The 16,618-nt window shown below is 67.0% G+C and carries 10 protein-coding genes, 1 tRNA gene and 2 pseudogenes; 12 read left to right on the forward strand and 1 reads right to left on the reverse strand.

The window, feature by feature from the left end; genetic code table 11:
- Nucleotides 1–57 precede the first annotated feature (57 nt).
- From AC1D1W_RS12755 to pyk, 10 genes and pseudogenes are all read left to right on the forward strand, one after another.
- Nucleotides 58–1,635, forward strand: a complete 1,578-nt coding sequence (locus AC1D1W_RS12755; RefSeq protein WP_243179109.1) for an anthranilate synthase component I — start codon at nt 58–60, stop codon at nt 1,633–1,635.
- The gene (locus tag AC1D1W_RS12760) at nt 1,635–2,339 is read left to right on the forward strand and encodes a Trp biosynthesis-associated membrane protein (RefSeq protein WP_476943876.1); all 705 of its coding nucleotides are present in this window, start codon (nt 1,635–1,637) and stop codon (nt 2,337–2,339) included. The genes AC1D1W_RS12755 and AC1D1W_RS12760 overlap by 1 nt, the downstream gene beginning before the upstream one ends.
- A gap of 130 nt (nt 2,340–2,469) precedes the next feature.
- The gene (locus AC1D1W_RS12765; protein WP_243179094.1) at nt 2,470–2,766 is read left to right on the forward strand and encodes an HGxxPAAW family protein; all 297 of its coding nucleotides are present in this window, start codon (nt 2,470–2,472) and stop codon (nt 2,764–2,766) included.
- A gap of 2 nt (nt 2,767–2,768) precedes the next feature.
- Nucleotides 2,769–3,587, forward strand: coding sequence for an indole-3-glycerol phosphate synthase TrpC (trpC, locus tag AC1D1W_RS12770; protein ID WP_243179093.1), 819 nt, complete (start codon nt 2,769–2,771; stop codon nt 3,585–3,587).
- 127 nt (nt 3,588–3,714) lie between these two features.
- Nucleotides 3,715–5,079: a tryptophan synthase subunit beta gene (gene trpB / locus AC1D1W_RS12775; RefSeq protein ID WP_243179091.1), complete on the forward strand. Its 1,365-nt coding sequence runs from the start codon at nt 3,715–3,717 to the stop codon at nt 5,077–5,079.
- A complete protein-coding gene (trpA, locus tag AC1D1W_RS12780) occupies nt 5,076–5,897 on the forward strand; it encodes a tryptophan synthase subunit alpha (protein WP_476943877.1) in 822 nt (273 codons plus the stop codon). Before trpB ends, trpA begins: the two co-directional genes overlap by 4 nt.
- 3 nt (nt 5,898–5,900) lie before the next feature.
- Nucleotides 5,901–7,118: a prolipoprotein diacylglyceryl transferase gene (gene lgt, locus AC1D1W_RS12785; protein ID WP_476943878.1), complete on the forward strand. Its 1,218-nt coding sequence runs from the start codon at nt 5,901–5,903 to the stop codon at nt 7,116–7,118.
- A 268-nt stretch (nt 7,119–7,386) separates the two neighbouring features.
- Complete coding sequence (gene gltB, locus AC1D1W_RS12790; RefSeq protein ID WP_028277048.1) at nt 7,387–12,003, forward strand: glutamate synthase large subunit; 4,617 nt, start codon at nt 7,387–7,389, stop codon at nt 12,001–12,003.
- A pseudogene (locus AC1D1W_RS12795) lies at nt 11,996–13,452 on the forward strand (glutamate synthase subunit beta). The gene gltB and the pseudogene AC1D1W_RS12795 overlap by 8 nt, the downstream one beginning before the upstream one ends.
- A gap of 69 nt (nt 13,453–13,521) precedes the next feature.
- Entirely contained in the window at nt 13,522–15,024 is a 1,503-nt protein-coding gene (gene pyk, locus AC1D1W_RS12800) for a pyruvate kinase (RefSeq protein ID WP_243179062.1), read from the forward strand.
- A 122-nt stretch (nt 15,025–15,146) separates the two neighbouring features.
- Here the strand turns inward: pyk and AC1D1W_RS12805 are convergent, their stop codons facing one another.
- Nucleotides 15,147–15,752: an ANTAR domain-containing response regulator gene (locus tag AC1D1W_RS12805; protein WP_018772478.1), complete on the reverse strand. Its 606-nt coding sequence runs from the start codon at nt 15,750–15,752 to the stop codon at nt 15,147–15,149.
- 205 nt (nt 15,753–15,957) lie between these two features.
- Between AC1D1W_RS12805 and AC1D1W_RS12810 the strand changes: the two genes are divergently transcribed.
- Together AC1D1W_RS12810 and AC1D1W_RS12815 are read left to right on the forward strand one after the other, a co-directional pair.
- Nucleotides 15,958–16,039 (forward strand) — tRNA-Leu (locus tag AC1D1W_RS12810).
- Nucleotides 16,040–16,126: 87 nt separating this feature from the next.
- Nucleotides 16,127–16,618 (forward strand): annotated as a pseudogene (locus AC1D1W_RS12815) (site-specific integrase); the annotation flags it as partial.

The following is a 16,618-nucleotide window of genomic DNA, read 5'->3' on the forward strand; positions in this document are numbered from 1 at the left end:
ATCCCATGACCGGATCCGGTCGCAGGTCCACCTAAAGAACAGGCGGAAAGCACAGCCATGCAGGACCTTGGAATCATCAGCCCCGGCCTCGAAGAGTTCCGCGAACTCGCAGGCCACAGCCGCGTCATCCCCGTCCGGCTCAAGGTGCTGGCTGACGCCGAAACCCCAATCGGGCTCTACCGCAAGCTCGCCCATGGGCAGCCCGGAACGTTTCTGATGGAATCTGCGGCGGTCGGCGGCGCCTGGTCGCGCTATTCCTTCATCGGCTCCCGCTCCCGGGCGACCCTGACCACCAAGGACGGCAGCGCGCACTGGCTGGGCGAGCCCCCGGTCGGTGTGCCCCTGGACGGCAACCCCGTGGACGCCATCCGCGACACCGTCGCCGCGCTGCGCACCGAGCGCTTCGACGGCCTCCCGCCGTTCACCTCGGGACTGGTCGGGTTCCTGGGTTGGGAAACCGTCCGGCACTGGGAGAAACTGACCAGCCCGCCGGAGGACGATCTCCAACTGCCGGAAATGGCCCTCAACCTGGTCACCGACATGGCGGTCCACGACAACATGGACGGCACCGTCCTGCTGATCGCCAACGCCATCAACTTCGACAACAGCACCGAACGGGTCGACGACGCCTGGCATGACGCCGTCGCCCGCGTCAAAGCCCTGCTCGAAAAGATCAGCCGCCCCGTGGAGCAGCCGGTCTCCGTGCTGGAGACGGCTGCCCTGGATTTCGCGTCCAGTGTGCAGGAGCGTTGGGACGAAACCGAGTACCTGGCCGCCCTGGACCGCGGCAAGGAAGCGATCGTGGACGGTGAGGTCTTCCAGGTGGTGATCTCCCGCCGCTTCGAAATGGAGTGCGGCGCCGACCCCCTCGACGTCTACCGGGTCCTGCGGAACACCAACCCCAGCCCCTACATGTACCTCTTCAGCTTCGAGGACGCCGCCGGCCGCGAATACACGATCGTCGGCTCCTCGCCGGAGGCCCTCGTCACAGTGACAGGGGACGAAGTCATCACCCACCCCATCGCCGGCTCACGCCCGCGCGGCAAGACGGTCGAGGCGGACAAGGCCCTGGCCGAGGAACTGCTGGCGGACGAGAAAGAACGCGCCGAGCACCTGATGCTGGTCGACCTGTCCCGCAACGACCTCTCGAAGGTCTGCGTGGCAGGATCCGTCGACGTCACGCAATTCATGGAAGTGGAGCGCTTCAGCCACATCATGCACCTGGTGTCCACCGTGGTCGGCGAGCTCGCCCCGGCCGCCAAGGCCTACGACGTGCTCAAGGCCACGTTCCCGGCCGGCACCCTCTCCGGCGCCCCGAAGCCGCGGGCCCTGCGCCTGCTGGACGAACTTGAACCGCACCGGCGCGGCATCTATGGCGGCGTGGTGGGGTACCTGGACTTCGCCGGGGACATGGACATGGCGATCGCCATCCGGTCGGCCCTGCTCCGGGAGGGACGCGCGTACGTCCAGGCCGGCGGCGGGATCGTCGCAGATTCGGTGAACCCGACCGAGGCCCAGGAAACCGTGAACAAGGCCGCCGCCCCGCTGCGCGCCGTGCACACCGCCAGGTCGCTGCACAACATCAGCGTTGACGCAGTCACTGACGCAACGCCCGACGCAGGAGCCGAGTCCTGATGGGGGAGCCGGAAGCCACCGCCAAGAACAGCGCCAAAAACACCGTGAAGACCACTGTAAAGAGCACTGTGAAGAGCACCAAGGGGTCCGCCGTCCCCGGCTGGGCCCGCAAGTCCACCCTGGTCCTGGTAATCGCTGCCCTGGCCCTTGCCGTGTTCGGGACCACCACCCAGACCTGGCTCACCGTGCACCTCGATCCCACGCAGCTCGGCGCGGCCGTGGCCAGCCAGGACGGACTGCAGGTCCAGGGCAGCAAGGCTGCCACCACCGTGACAGCCCTGGCGCTTGTGGCCCTCGCCGGCGGCCTCGCGGCCTCCATCGCCGGTCGCGTGGCCCGCTGGGTCATCACAGCGATCATCCTCCTCGCGGCCGCGGGCATCGTCGCCGCGGCAGCCGTTGTACTGGCGGACCCGCTGGCCGCGGCGCAGGGATCGATCGCGGCCGCCACCGGAATCAGCGGCAGCAGCGTGCAGGTGGACGTCACGGTGTTCCCCATCCTCGCCGTCGTCGCCGGTGCCCTGCTGGGACTCAGCGCCCTGGCGATCGTGCCGGCCGGCCGCTACTGGAAGACCCGCACCAAATATGACGCGGCCGCCGCCGGGCCCGCCGCCGGCGGAACTGCAGCCGGCGGTAATGCGCCGGCCGCCCCCGCTGACGAGATTGACAGCTGGGACAGGTTGTCCCGCGGTGACGACCCCACCTGAGCCGATTCCGCGGGCGCGACCGGCAACGCGGCCAGTAACCCGGCCAAAGCAACGCGGCCCAGCAACGCGGCCAAATAACACAGCCAAAAAATGGCAGAATGTAAGCAGTATTCATCCTGAGGAGATTTCAATGAGCAAAGCCACTGTTTCCGCATCCACGTCCGCTGCGCCGAAGGGGCCGAAGGGCGTCTACGACGACGTCGATCACAGCGAAGCGCCGGGCCACGGCAACAGCCCAGCCGCGTGGACCTGCGTGATCGTGATGCTGATCGGCGCCCTCATTGCGTCCATCGCCTTCGTCATCGCCAACACCCCGATCTTCGTTGCAGGTGCCGCAGTTATGGTAATCGGCCTGCTCGCCGGCTGGGCCATGCGCAAGGCCGGCTACGGCGTCGGCGGCAGCAAGCTGAAGAACTCCGGCCACTGAGCGTGAGCGTTCTCGACGACATCAATGCCGGTGTCAGGGAGGATATGCAGGCGCGCCAGCGTCTGGTTACGCTCGCGGAGCTGAAGGAGCGTGCCGCCGAGGCGGCGCCCGCCCGTGACGCCTGGGCCGCCCTCGGCGGCACCTCAAGCAGCCGGGACCAGCTCAAGGTGATTGCCGAGGTCAAGCGCCGCAGCCCGTCCAAGGGCCCGCTCGCGGACATCGCCGATCCCGCGTCCCTCGCCGCGCAGTACGCCGACGGCGGGGCCGCCGTGATCAGCGTCCTGACCGAGGAGCGCCGCTTCGGCGGCTCCCTGGCCGATCTGGACGCCGTCCGGGCCGCCGTGGACATCCCGCTGCTGCGCAAGGACTTCATGGTTGACGAGTACCAGATCTGGGAGGCCCGGGCGCACGGCGCCGACCTGATCCTTCTGATCGTGGCCTCGCTCTCGGACGCCCAGCTGCGTGAGTTCACGGCCCTCAGCCGCGAGCTCGGCATGAACGTGCTGGTCGAGACCCATACGGCGGAGGAAATCGAGCGCGCAGTCGCCGCGGAAGCCCGGATCATCGGCGTCAACGTACGCAACCTCAAGACGCTCGACGTCGACCGTTCCGTCTTCGCGGCGCTGACCGGCGGCATTCCCGCCGGTGCGCTCGTGGTCGCCGAATCCGGTGTGCGCGACGTCGAGGACGTCAAGCACTACGCGGCCCGCGGGGCCAACGCGGTCCTGGTCGGCGAGGCGCTGGTCAGTGACGCGACGCCCCGCGAGCGGATCGCCGAATTCATGGCTGCCGGCGCGACGGCAATCGCCGCGCGCGCCTGAGGCCGGCCGGTCCTGGCGCCTCCGTCCGGACCGTGAGCGGTGCCGGGCCCGCGATTTTGCCCGGACCAATGAGCGGATCTCATCAGCAGATCCCCAAAGCTAGCAGTGGAACAGGATGGTGAGACTGATGGTCGATGCACCAGCAGCCGGCTCTGACGAAAGTACCGTGGACGCGTTCCTGCAGGGCGGCCGCCCCGCGGAGCATCCCGCGCAGGGCGAACCGTCCCTGCGCCACGCCCCGGGGCCCTACTTCGGGAACTACGGCGGCCGGTGGATGCCAGAGTCGCTCATCGCGGCCCTGGACGAGCTCGAGGACACCTTCGAGAAGGCCAAGGCCGATCCGGAGTTCACGGCCCAGATCGCCGACCTGAACAAGAACTACTCGGGCCGGCCATCGCTGCTGACCGAGGCCAAGCGCTTCGCCGAGCACGCCGGGGGGGTGCGGATCTTCCTCAAGCGCGAAGACCTCAACCACACCGGCTCGCACAAGATCAACAACGTCCTGGGCCAGGCGCTGCTCGCCAAGCGAATGGGCAAAACCCGCGTCATCGCCGAAACCGGCGCCGGCCAGCACGGCGTGGCCAGCGCCACGGCCGCAGCCCTGCTGGGCCTGGAATGCGTGGTCTACATGGGCGCCGAGGACTGCCGCAGGCAGTCCCTCAACGTGGCCCGCATGGAACTCCTCGGCGCCACGGTCATCCCGGTCACCAACGGATCCCAGACGCTCAAGGACGCCATCAACGAGGCCCTGCGCGACTGGGTGGCCAACGTGGGCAACACGCACTACCTGCTGGGCACCGCCGCCGGAGCACACCCGTTCCCGGCGATGGTCCGCTACTTCCACGAGGTCATCGGTGAGGAAGCCCGCGCCCAGATCCTGGACCAGACCGGCCGGCTGCCGGATGCCGTCTGTGCCTGCATCGGCGGCGGCTCCAACGCCATCGGCATCTTCCACGGCTTCCTCGATGACCCTTCGGTCAAGATCTACGGCTTCGAAGCCGGCGGCGAGGGCGTCGAAACCGGACGCCACGCAGCCACCATCACCCTCGGCAAACCCGGCGTACTGCACGGCGCCCGCTCGTACCTCATGCAGGACGACGACGGCCAGACCATCGAGTCGCACTCGATCTCCGCCGGCCTGGACTACCCCGGCGTCGGCCCCGAGCATTCCTACCTCGCCGACATTGGCCGGGTCAGCTACGAGCCCATCACGGACAGCGAAGCCATGGAGGCCTTCCGCCTCCTGTGCCGCACCGAGGGCATCATCCCCGCCATCGAGTCCGCCCACGCCCTCGCCGGCGCCATCAAGGTGGGCCAGCGGCTCGCCGCAGACGCGGCGGCAGGCAAGGCAACAGACGCCTCAGAGAAAATCGTGATGGTGAACCTCTCCGGCCGCGGCGACAAGGACGTGGCCACGGCCGCGGAATGGTTCGACCTGCTGGACAAGGATTCACCTGAAGCCGAAATCGCCAAAGAGGGGGAACAGCTGTGAGCACCGGCCAGGACGGCAACCAGCACGCCAGCAAGTCGGCCGCGGCCATTGACCGCGCCCGCGCCCAGGGCCGGGCGGCCCTGATCGGCTACCTGCCCGCCGGCTACCCGAGCGTTAAAGACACCATTGCCGCCGGCATCGCCCTGGCCGAGAACGGCGCCGACCTCATCGAGATCGGCATCCCGTACTCGGACCCGGTCATGGACGGCCAGGTCATCCAGGCCGCCACGACGGAGGCCCTCGCGAAGGGCTTCCACGTCCGGGAGGTCTTCGACGTCGTCCGCGGCATTACGAGCAAGACCGACGCCGCCGTGCTGGTCATGACGTACTGGAACCCCGTGGTCCGGATGGGCGTGGACGAGTTCTCCCGCCGTCTGGCCGAGGCCGGGGGAGCCGGGCTCATCACGCCCGACCTCATTCCGGACGAGGCCGCCGAATGGATGGCGGCCTCGGACAAGTACGGCCTGGACCGGGTATTCCTCGTGGCTCCCTCGTCCTCGCCCGAACGCATGAAACGCACTGTCGACGCGAGCCGCGGCTTCGTCTACGCCGTCTCCATCATGGGCGTCACCGGCGCCCGGACCTCGGTCAGCTCCGCGGCCAGGGACGTCGTCGCCGCCGCGCACGCTGCGGGCGCCGAACGCGTCTGCGTGGGCCTCGGCGTCTCCACCGCCAGGCACGTCCGCGAGATCGCCGAGTACGCCGACGGCGTGATTGTCGGCACCGCCCTCGTCGCGGCCATCCGGGACGGCGGCGTGGATGCGGTAGCCTCCTTGACCAAAGACCTCAGCACCGGCCTTACCAAGGAAGAAGCGTAAGCAATGCAGTCAGTCCTCCACGCGGCGGCGATGATTCCCGCGAGCATTCCGAGCCCCAGCTGGTCCGGATTCGACATCCCGCTGCCGTGGGGGTCCCTGCGCATCCACGCCTACGCCCTGTGCATCCTCGCCGGCATTATTGCCGGCCTGTGGCTGACCTCGGTCCGCTGGGCACGCCGCGGCGCCCCCGAGGGCAGCGTCTGGGACATCGCCATCTGGGCCATCCCGTTCGGCATTATCGGCGGACGGCTGTACCACGTGTTCTCCTCTCCGGACGCCTACTTCGGCCCGGGATTCGACGGCACAGGGGACCTGTCCCTGATTCCGCAGATCCAGCGCGGCGGCCTGGGCATCTGGGGCGCCGTCGTGCTCGGCGCCTTGGGCGCCTGGATCGGGTGCCGGCGTGCCGGGGTTAAGCTGAGCGCCTTCATGGACGCCGCGGCCCCCGGGCTGCTGCTGGCTCAGGCCATTGGCCGGTGGGGCAACTACTTCAACCAGGAACTCTTCGGCGGCCCCACCACGCTTCCCTGGGGGCTGCAGATCGACCCCAACAACCCGAACTTCCCCCCCGGCATGCCGACGGAAACGCTCTTCCACCCGACGTTCCTCTACGAGTCGCTGTGGAACCTGGCCGGCGTGCTGATCCTGCTGGCCCTGGACCGCAAATTCAGCTTCCGCCGCGGCCGCCTCTTCTGCGTCTACGCCATGTACTACACCCTGGGCCGCGTCTGGATCGAGGCCATGCGGATCGACGACGCCGAACAGATCACCCTCTTCGGGCTCACCACCCGGCTCAACGTCTGGACCAGCATCATCGTCTTCGCCGGGGCCCTGCTCGCCTTCATCCTCCTCGGACTGCGCAAGCGCTCCGAGCCGGACACCCCGTTCCTCCCCGGCCGCGCACCTGCGGAGACACAGCCGGTGGAGACTACACCGGCTGAGGAAAAGTCGGCGGAGACTAAGCCGGACGCTGATGCGGTCGACGCCGACCGCGCCACCGTTCCCGCAGACGCGGCAACCATCCGCCATTCGGACGCCGCTGTCTCAGATAGTGAATCCCGTGCTAATCTCCGGAATAACCAAAGCGGACCAGTTCGCGCATCCGAGGATGCGGAAAGGGACTCCACGGGCGGCACCGCGCCCGCCAATGGGGCTCCGGCAGCCGGAGTTTCCGGCCGCCAGGGAACTGGAACCGCGCCGGAGGCTGAGGGCACCAAGTAGCTCAGCGCCGGCATCTCGGGTTGACCGGAGCCACCGCTCACCGGACCCGACTCCACAGCGTCGTGGCAAGAGGGCTTGGTGTGGACAGCAGATCGAAGCTGTCCATGCAAGCCCGGGCCAGCACCTGCGTAACTGTTAGTACAGGAGGCCGGGCTGGCCTACAATTCCAGTTAGAAAAACACTCTGTTGCGCCCGTCACACACCGGCGTGCCGAGTGGGGCCAATGTTGTCCCTCCCATACGCACGATCAGGAGGAAGGACGTCTCCAATGACCCAAACTCTTCACAGCCCCAGCTGGTCCGATCCGGACCAGCCCTCGGCTGCCGCGTCACCCTTCAGCCGCTTCGCGGCGATTCCGGCCGCTGCCGGACTCTACAATCCGGAGAACGAGAAGGACGCCTGCGGCCTGGCCATCATCGCCACGCTCCGCGGTGAGCCTGGCTACGACATCGTCGACGCCGCCCTGACCGCCCTGCGCAACCTCGAGCACCGCGGTGCCGTGGGCGCCGATGAAGGTACCGGCGACGGCGCCGGCCTCCTGATGCAAGTGCCGGACGAATTCTTCCGCGCAGTCACGGACTTCGAACTTCCGGCCCCCGGCCAGTACATCGTGGGAACCGCGTTCCTGCCCGCCGAGCAGCGCGAATCCGACGCCGCCCGCGCCGGCATCGAAGGCCTCGCCGCGGACGAGGGCCTGACCGTCCTGGGCTGGCGTGAAGTCCCGATCGTGGCCGACCTGGTCGGGGCCATGGCCCGGGCCTGCATGCCGTACTTCTCGCAGCCGTTCTTCGCCTCCAGCACCGGGGAAACCCTCGAGCGCAATGAGCTCGATTCCCGCGCCTGGCGGATCCGCAAGCGCGCCCAGAACAAGTTCGGCGTGTACTTCCCGTCGCTCTCCTCCCGGACCATCGTCTACAAGGGCATGCTCACCACCGCGCAGCTCGAGCCGTTCTACCCGGACCTGTCGGACAAGCGCTTCAAGACCAAGCTCGCGATTGTCCACTCGCGCTTCTCCACCAACACGTTCCCGTCCTGGCCGCTGGCCCAGCCGTTCCGCACCATCGCGCACAACGGCGAGATCAACACCGTCAAGGGCAACCGCAACTGGATGCGGGCCCGGCAGTCGCAGCTCGCCAGCCCGCTGCTGGGGGACTCACCCGAAGAGCTGTTCCCGATCTGCACCCCGGGCGCCTCGGACTCGGCCTCCTTCGACGAGGTCGCCGAACTGCTCTGGCTCTCCGGCCGGCCCATCACGCACTCGATCATGATGATGATCCCGGAGGCGTGGGAAAACCACGCCACCATGGATCCGGCCCGCCGCGCCTTCTACGAATACCACTCGATGCTCATGGAGCCGTGGGACGGCCCGGCGGCCGTCTCCTTCACGGACGGCAACCTGGTCGGCGCCACGCTGGACCGCAACGGCCTGCGCCCGGGCCGGTACTGGATCACCGAGGACGGCCTGATCGTCTTCGCCTCCGAAGTCGGCGTGATCGACGTCGAACCCTCCAAGGTGGTCAAGAAGGGCCGCGTCTCGCCGGGCAAGATGTTTCTGGTGGACACCGGGGCCGGACGGATCATCGACGACGCCGAGGTCAAGGCCGAGGTTGCCGCAGCGAACCCCTGGGCCGAATGGGTCAAGGACAACCTGATCGACCTCAAGAACCTGCCCGAACGCGAGCACGTCGTGCACACGGCCGCCTCGGTCAACATCCGCCAGCGCACGTTCGGCTACACCACCGAGGAACTGAAGATCCTGCTGGGCCCGATGGCACGCACCGGCGCCGAACCGCTCGGTGCCATGGGCTCGGACACCCCGGTGGCCGTGCTGTCCAAGCGCCCGCGGCTGCTCTTCGACTACTTTGTGCAGTCCTTCGCGCAGGTCACCAACCCGCCGCTGGACGCCATCCGTGAAGAGCTCGTCACGTCCCTGACGTGCGCAATCGGCCCGAACGGCAACCTGCTGGACACCAAACAGGTCCGGCAGCCGCAGGTCTCGCTGCCGTTCCCCGTGATCAACAACGACCAGCTCGCCAAGATCGCGAACATCGAGAGCGCCGACGGCGGCAAGGTCGCCATGAAGGTCCGCGGACTCTACCGCCCCGAAGGCGGCGAGAACTCCCTCCGGGCCCGGCTCACCGAAATCTGTGAGCAGGTCTCCGGCGCCATCAACCGCGGCGTCCAGTACGTGGTGCTTTCAGACCGAGACTCGAACGCCCAGTGGGCCCCGATCCCGTCCCTGCTGCTGGTCAGCGCCGTGCACCACCACCTGCTGCGCAGCGCCAACCGCACCAAGACCGCGCTCGTGGTGGAAGCCGGCGACGTCCGCGAGACCCACCACGTCGCCGTGCTCATCGGCTACGGCGCCTCCGCCGTGAACCCGTACCTGGCCATGGAATCCGTGGAGCAGCTCATCGCCTCCGGCGACGTCGTGGGGGTCACCCCGCAGGACGGCGTCTACAACCTGATCAAGGGCCTGGGCAAGGGCGTCCTGAAGATCATGTCCAAGATGGGCATCTCCACCGTGGCCTCCTACACCGGTGCACAGACCTTCGAAGCCCTCGGCCTCGGCCAGGACCTCGTGGACGAGTACTTCTCCGGCACGCATTCCCAGCTCGGCGGCGTCGGCCTCGACGTCATTGCCGCCGAAGTCCTGGCCCGGCACCGCATGGCCTACCCCGAGAACGGCATCGAACTGCCGCACCAGCCCCTGCTCGGCGGCGGCGAATACCAGTGGCGCCGCGACGGCGAACCCCACCTGTTCAACCCCGAGACCGTCTTCCGGCTCCAGCACGCCACGCGTGAACGCCGCTACGACATCTTCAAGGCCTACACCCGCGGCGTTGACGACCAGTCCGAGAACCTCATGACCCTGCGCGGTCTGCTGAAGTTCAAGGCCGGTTCGCGTCCCGCGGTGCCGCTTGAGGAAGTGGAACCGGTTTCCAGCATCGTCAAGCGGTTCTCCACCGGCGCCATGAGCTACGGCTCCATCTCCAAGGAAGCCCACGAGACCCTCGCGATCGCCATGAACCGGCTGGGCGGCAAGTCCAACACCGGTGAAGGCGGCGAGGATGTGGACCGGCTGCTCGATCCCACCCGCCGTTCCGCGGTCAAGCAGATCGCCTCCGGCCGCTTCGGCGTCACCAGCCTGTACCTGTCCAACGCGGACGACATCCAGATCAAGATGGCCCAGGGTGCCAAGCCCGGCGAAGGCGGCCAGCTGATGGCGCAGAAGGTCTACCCCTGGGTGGCCCGCACGCGGCACTCGACGCCCGGCGTCGGCCTCATTTCGCCGCCCCCGCACCACGACATCTACTCGATCGAGGACCTCGCGCAGCTGATCTATGACGCCAAGCGCGCCAACCCCTCGGCCCGGGTGCACGTCAAGCTCGTCTCCGAGGTCGGGATCGGCACCGTGGCGGCCGGCGTCACCAAGGCGAAGGCCGACGTCGTGCTGGTTTCCGGGCACGACGGCGGTACCGGCGCCTCGCCGCTGAACTCGCTCAAGCACGCCGGTGTCCCGTGGGAACTCGGCCTCGCCGAGACCCAGCAGACGCTCATGCTCAACGGCCTGCGCGACCGTGTGGTGGTGCAGGTCGATGGCCAGCTCAAGACCGGCCGCGACGTCGTGATCGCCGCGCTGCTCGGCGGCGAGGAGTTTGGTTTCGCCACCGCCCCGCTGGTGGTCTCCGGCTGCATCATGATGCGCGTCTGCCACCTGGACACGTGCCCGGTGGGCGTCGCAACCCAGAACCCCGAGCTGCGCTCCCGGTTCAACGGCAAGCCCGAGTTCGTGGTGAACTTCTTCGAATTCCTTGCCGAGGAAGTCCGCGAAATCCTCGCCGAGCTCGGTTTCCGCAGCATCGAGGAGGCGATCGGCCATGCCGAGATGCTCGACTCCCGCGACGCGATCAACCACTGGAAGGCCGAAGGGCTGGACCTGGATCCGATCCTGCACGGGCTCGAGTTCGACAACGACGCGCCGCTGCGCAACCTCACCGGCCAGAACCACGAACTCGACAAGCACTTCGACCAGCGCCTGATCGCCATGGCGGCCGAAGCGCTGAGCGACCGCACGCCGGTGAAGATCTCCGTGAACGTCATCAACACGGACCGCTCCGTCGGCACCATGCTCGGCCACGTCGTGACCAAGACCTTCAGCACCGACGTCCTGGCCACGGACACCATTGACATCACGCTCAATGGCACCGCGGGGCAGTCGCTCGGAGCATTCCTGCCGGCCGGCATCACGCTGCGCATGTTCGGCGACTCCAACGACTACGTCGGCAAGGGACTCTCCGGCGGCCGCATCATTGTCCGGCCGGACCGCACCAACGTGTTCCCGGCCGAGCGCAACGTGATCGCCGGCAACGTGATCGGTTACGGCGCCACAAGCGGTGAGCTGTTCCTGCGTGGCCAGGTGGGCGAACGCTTCCTGGTCCGCAACTCCGGCGCCACCGCTGTGGTCGAAGGCATCGGCGACCACGGCTGCGAGTACATGACCGGCGGCCAGACGCTCATCATCGGCCGCACTGGACGCAACTTCGGCGCCGGCATGTCCGGGGGCACGGCCTACGTGCTGGACCTGCAGACCGAGCGCGTCAACAAGCAGGCCCTCGAGTCAGGCGAGCTGCAGCTGCGCGAGCTCGACGCCGAGGACCGTGACATCGTCCACGGGCTGCTCGTCAAGCACCTCGAGGAAACCGAGTCGCTGCTCGCGGCACGGCTCCTCGAGAACTTCGATGACACCGCAGCCCGCATAACCAAGGTGCTGCCGCGCGACTACGCGGCCGTCCTGCAAACCCGTCTTGACGCCATCGAAGAGGGCCTGGACCCCGACGGCGAAGAAGTTTGGTCTCGAATCCTGGAGGTGACCGGTGGCTGATCCACGCGGATTTCTGAAAGTACGTCAGCGTGAAACCCAGCCGCGCCGTCCCGTCCCGGTCCGCATCATGGACTGGAAAGAGGTCTATGAGGCCCAGGAAAGGGTGTCCTGAAGAGCCAGGCGGGCCGCTGCATGGACTGCGGCGTCCCGTTCTGCCACCAGGGCTGCCCGCTGGGCAACCTCATTCCGGAATGGAACGACCTCGTCTGGCGGGACAAGGGCGAGGAAGCGATGGAGCGGCTGCACGCCACCAACAACTTCCCCGAATTCACGGGCCGGCTGTGCCCTGCCCCCTGCGAGGCGTCCTGCGTACTCGGCATCAACCAGCCCGCGGTGACCATCAAGCAGGTCGAGGTGTCCATCGTGGACCAGGCCTTCGAGAACGGCTGGGTCAACCCACTGCCGCCCGCGCGACTGACCGGCAAGACGGTCGCCGTCGTCGGGTCCGGCCCCGCCGGGCTCGCCGTCGCCCAGCAGCTGACCCGGGTGGGCCACACTGTGGCCGTGTACGAGCGCGACGACAAGATCGGCGGCCTCCTGCGCTACGGGATCCCCGACTTCAAGATGGAAAAAGAGCAGGTGGACCGCCGGCTGGAGCAGATGAAGGCCGAAGGCACCCGGTTCCGCACCGGGGTGGCCGTCGGCACCGACGTGACGTGGGAGCAGCTGCGCCGCCGGTACGACGCCGTCGTCATCGCCACCGGGGCCACCGTCCCGCGTGACCTGCCGATCCCGGGCCGCGACCTCGACGGCGTCCACTACGCCATGGATTACCTCGTGCCGGCCAACCGGGTGGTGGCGGGGGAGACCGTGGAGAACCAGATCAATGCCGCGGGCAAGCACGTGGTCATCCTCGGCGGCGGCGACACTGGCGCCGACTGCCTCGGCACCGCGCACCGTCACCAGGCCGCGTCCGTGACCACACTGGCGATCGGCAAGCAGCCGCCCGTCGAGCGGGCCGGCCACCAGCCCTGGCCGACGTTCCCCACCTTGTTCGAGGTCGCCAGCGCGCACGAGGAAGGCGGCGAACGCACCTACCTCGCCTCCACCGTGGAGTTCGTCGGGGAAAACGGCAAACTCAGGGGCGTCAAGGTTGCGGAGACGGAATTCGTCGACGGCAAACGCCTGCCGAAGGCCGGCACCGAGCGGATCATTCCGGCGGACCTCGTCTTCTTGTCCCTGGGCTTCACCGGCGCCGAGCCGGCCGGGATCACCGACCAGGTCCAGGCCGACTTTGACGGCCGCGGCAACGTGGCACGCGACGGCTACTACATGACCAACACTGAAGGCATCTTCGTCGCGGGCGACGCCGGCCGCGGCCAGTCGCTCATCGTTTGGGCCATCGCCGAAGGGCGGGCCTGCGCGGCCGCGGTGGACAAGTTCCTGATGGGCAGCACCATTCTGCCGGCACCCGTGGCGCCGACCGACCGTGCGATGGCTGTTCTGTAGTCCCACAGGACCTCCGGGATTCATCCGCACTTCAACTTAATCCATGCAACACACCAGTAGGGTAGGTATATGAGACGCGCTAAAATCGTGGCCACTTTCGGACCGGCAATCGCAAGCTTTGACAACACGCTGGCCGTGCTGGAAGCCGGCGTTGACGTGGCACGCATGAACATGAGCCACGGCGATTACTCCGTGCACGACAACACCTACGAGAACGTCCGCAAGGCTGCGGGACAGCTCGGCAAGGCCGTGGCCATCATGGCCGACCTGCAGGGCCCGAAGATCCGCCTCGGACGCTTCGTCGACGGTCCCCACCTCCTGGAGGTCGGTGACACGTTCACGATCACCACCGAGGACGTTCCGGGCACCAAGGACATCTGCTCCACGACCCTCAAGAGCCTGACAGAGGACGTCAACCCGGGCGATGCCCTGCTGATCGACGACGGCAAGGTCGCCCTCCGCGCGATTGACGTCGACGACGTCAAGGTGGTCGCCCAAGTGATTGTCGGCGGCTGGGTTTCCAACAACAAGGGCATCAACCTGCCCGGCGTTGCCGTCAACGTGCCGGCGCTGAGCGAAAAGGACGAGGACGATCTGCGCTGGGCCATGCGCCGCGGCGTGGACATGGTTGCCCTGTCCTTCGTCCGGGATGCTTCGGACATCGTCCGCGTGCACGAGATCATGGACGAGGAAGGCCGGCGCGTGCCGGTCATCGCCAAGATCGAGAAGCCGCAGGCCGTGGAGCAGCTGCACGAGATCATCGACGCCTTCGATGCCATCATGGTGGCTCGTGGCGACCTCGGTGTGGAACTTCCCCTCGAGGAAGTGCCGATAGTGCAGAAGCGCGCCATCGAACTGGCACGCCGCTGGGCCAAGCCGGTCATCGTGGCCACCCAGGTCCTCGAGTCCATGATCGAGAACCCGCGCCCGACGCGCGCCGAGGCCTCCGACTGCGCCAACGCGGTGCTGGACGGTGCCGACGCGGTCATGCTCTCCGGCGAGACCAGCGTGGGCAAGTACCCGATCGAGACGGTCAAGACCATGGCCCGGATCATCGAGTCCACCGAAGAGCACGGCCTGGAGCGCGTTCCCCCGCTGGGCACCAAGCCCAAGACCCGCGGCGGCGCCATCACCCGCGCCGCCGTCGAGATCGCCGATCAGCTGGAAGCGAAGTACATCTGCACCTTCACGCAGTCCGGTGACTCGGCACGCCGCCTGTCGCGTCTGCGCCCCATCAGGCCGGTCTTCGCCTTCACCCCGGTGGAGCACGTCTGGAACCAGCTCGCGCTGACGTGGGGCATCCAGCCGGTCCTGGTCCCGATGGTGGGCCACACCGACGAGATGACGGCCCAGGTTGACCGCAGTCTGCTGGAGCTCGACGTCGTCGAGGACGGTGACCTGGTGGTCATCGCCGCCGGTTCACCTCCCGGAAAGGCCGGTTCGACGAACCTGCTGAAGGTCCACAAGGTGGGCGACCTCGCCGACTTCGGCGGCCAGGGCGAAGCCGCCGTGGCCAAGGACAAGCTCGGCCCGTGGCCGGAAAAGAAGAAGAAGAACCGGGTCCAGGCCTAGTTCTGATAGCTTGAACGCAAAAGGGAGGATCCCCGCCGGCTGGCGGGGATCCTCCCTTTTTGGTGCTTGGTGCTTCGCGTGCGCGGCTTCCGCCCGCCGAGCGCGGCCGGAACCGCCGGCCGCTAGTTGACCTGGTTGATGATGGTTTCGGCCACCTCGCGCATGCTGAGGCGGCGGTCCATCGAGGTCTTCTGGATCCAGCGGAAGGCTTCCGGTTCCGTCAGGCCCATCTTGGTGGTCAGGAGGCTCTTGGCGCGCTCCACGAGCTTGCGGGTGGCGAACTGCTCCTGGAGGTCCGTGACCTCGCTCTCGAGGGCCTTGATTTCCTCGTGGCGGGACAGCGCGATCTCCAAAGCCGGGATGAGGTCCGCCGGGGTGAACGGCTTGACCACGTACGCCATGGCGCCGGCGTCGCGGGCGCGCTCCACGAGCTCTTTCTGGCTGAACGCGGTGAGCAGGACCACGGGGGCGATCCGGGCTTTGACGATCTTCTCCGCGGCCGAGATGCCGTCCATGACCGGCATCTTGACGTCCATCAGGACCAGGTCGGGCTTGAGCTCCTCGGCAAGCTGGACGGCCTTTTCGCCGTTGTCCGCCTCGCCGACGACGTCGTAGCCTTCGCCSCGCAGGATCTCGATGATGTCCAGGCGGATGAGGGTCTCATCCTCGGCGACGACAACGCGGCGCGCCGGCTGGGAAGTGGGGGTTGACTCCGTCTGTTCTGACACGGGAACTCCTTGGAAAGGTACGGCGGGAACTCAACCAYCATAGGTTTTGTCCGCCGATGTACTTGGACCGGTTTGGTTCGATGCGGCGTCACTGGCGCGATTCTGGAATTCAGCCTATCTGCATGTAGAGTAATTTCGCGCACTGGAAGCGATCGCGTTGCTCACAGTACTGTGGCAGGCTGATTGTTACACCGGTGTACTCCGCGCCCGAGTGGCGGAATTGGCAGACGCGCCGCACTCAAAATGCGGTATCGAAAGGTGTGTGGGTTCGAGTCCCACCTCGGGCACAGTGTTTCCGCAGGTCAAAGGCCTGTTTTATCTTTGCGTGTTGACAAAACCGCCCAAAGTGTTGACAGCGGCGTACCGTTTTTTGTGTGGCCAGCATTCGAAAGCGCATCAAAAAGGACGGAACAGCGTCCTACATGGTGTTGTGGCGGGACCCGAAGAGCCGCGAGCAGCAGGGCCTGACCGTCGCCACTCTCGTCGAAGCTGAAACCCTGAAGAGGCTTCTGGACGCAAACGGACAATCCTTCGAGATTGCGCAGCACGCCATCCTCTCCAACGCCAAACGCACACCCACCATCGCTGAAGTCATCCAAGAGCACATTGATCTGTTGGTTCGGCCATCGAGTGGAACCATCAAGACGTACCAAACCATGTTGGATCTCCATATCCGCAATGTCATCGGTCACGTTCCGGCTGACAAGCTCGACTATCGGCTGCTCGCGCATTGGGTGAAATCGATGATGGCAAAGGGGCTTGCGCCGAAGACAGTCCATAACGTTCATGGCCTCATCTCCGCCGCAATGAATACTGCAGAGATGCTGGGGTACATTCCGCGGAATCCTTGCCGGGGCGTGCAGCTG

The sequence above is a fragment of the Arthrobacter sp. P1_B4 genome, from assembly GCF_056406555.1.

Bases quoted from the DNA above. Each gene is read 5' to 3' on its own strand.
- AC1D1W_RS12765 (WP_243179094.1), top strand. From the start codon at position 2,470: ATGAGCAAAGCCACTGTTTCCGCATCCACGTCCGCTGCGCCGAAGGGG.
- trpB (WP_243179091.1), top strand. From the start codon at position 3,715: ATGGTCGATGCACCAGCAGCCGGCTCTGACGAAAGTACCGTGGACGCG.
- gltB (WP_028277048.1), top strand. From the start codon at position 7,387: ATGACCCAAACTCTTCACAGCCCCAGCTGGTCCGATCCGGACCAGCCC.
- lgt (WP_476943878.1), top strand. From the start codon at position 5,901: ATGCAGTCAGTCCTCCACGCGGCGGCGATGATTCCCGCGAGCATTCCG.
- AC1D1W_RS12755 (WP_243179109.1), top strand. From the start codon at position 58: ATGCAGGACCTTGGAATCATCAGCCCCGGCCTCGAAGAGTTCCGCGAA.
- pyk (WP_243179062.1), top strand. From the start codon at position 13,522: ATGAGACGCGCTAAAATCGTGGCCACTTTCGGACCGGCAATCGCAAGC.
- AC1D1W_RS12760 (WP_476943876.1), top strand. From the start codon at position 1,635: ATGGGGGAGCCGGAAGCCACCGCCAAGAACAGCGCCAAAAACACCGTG.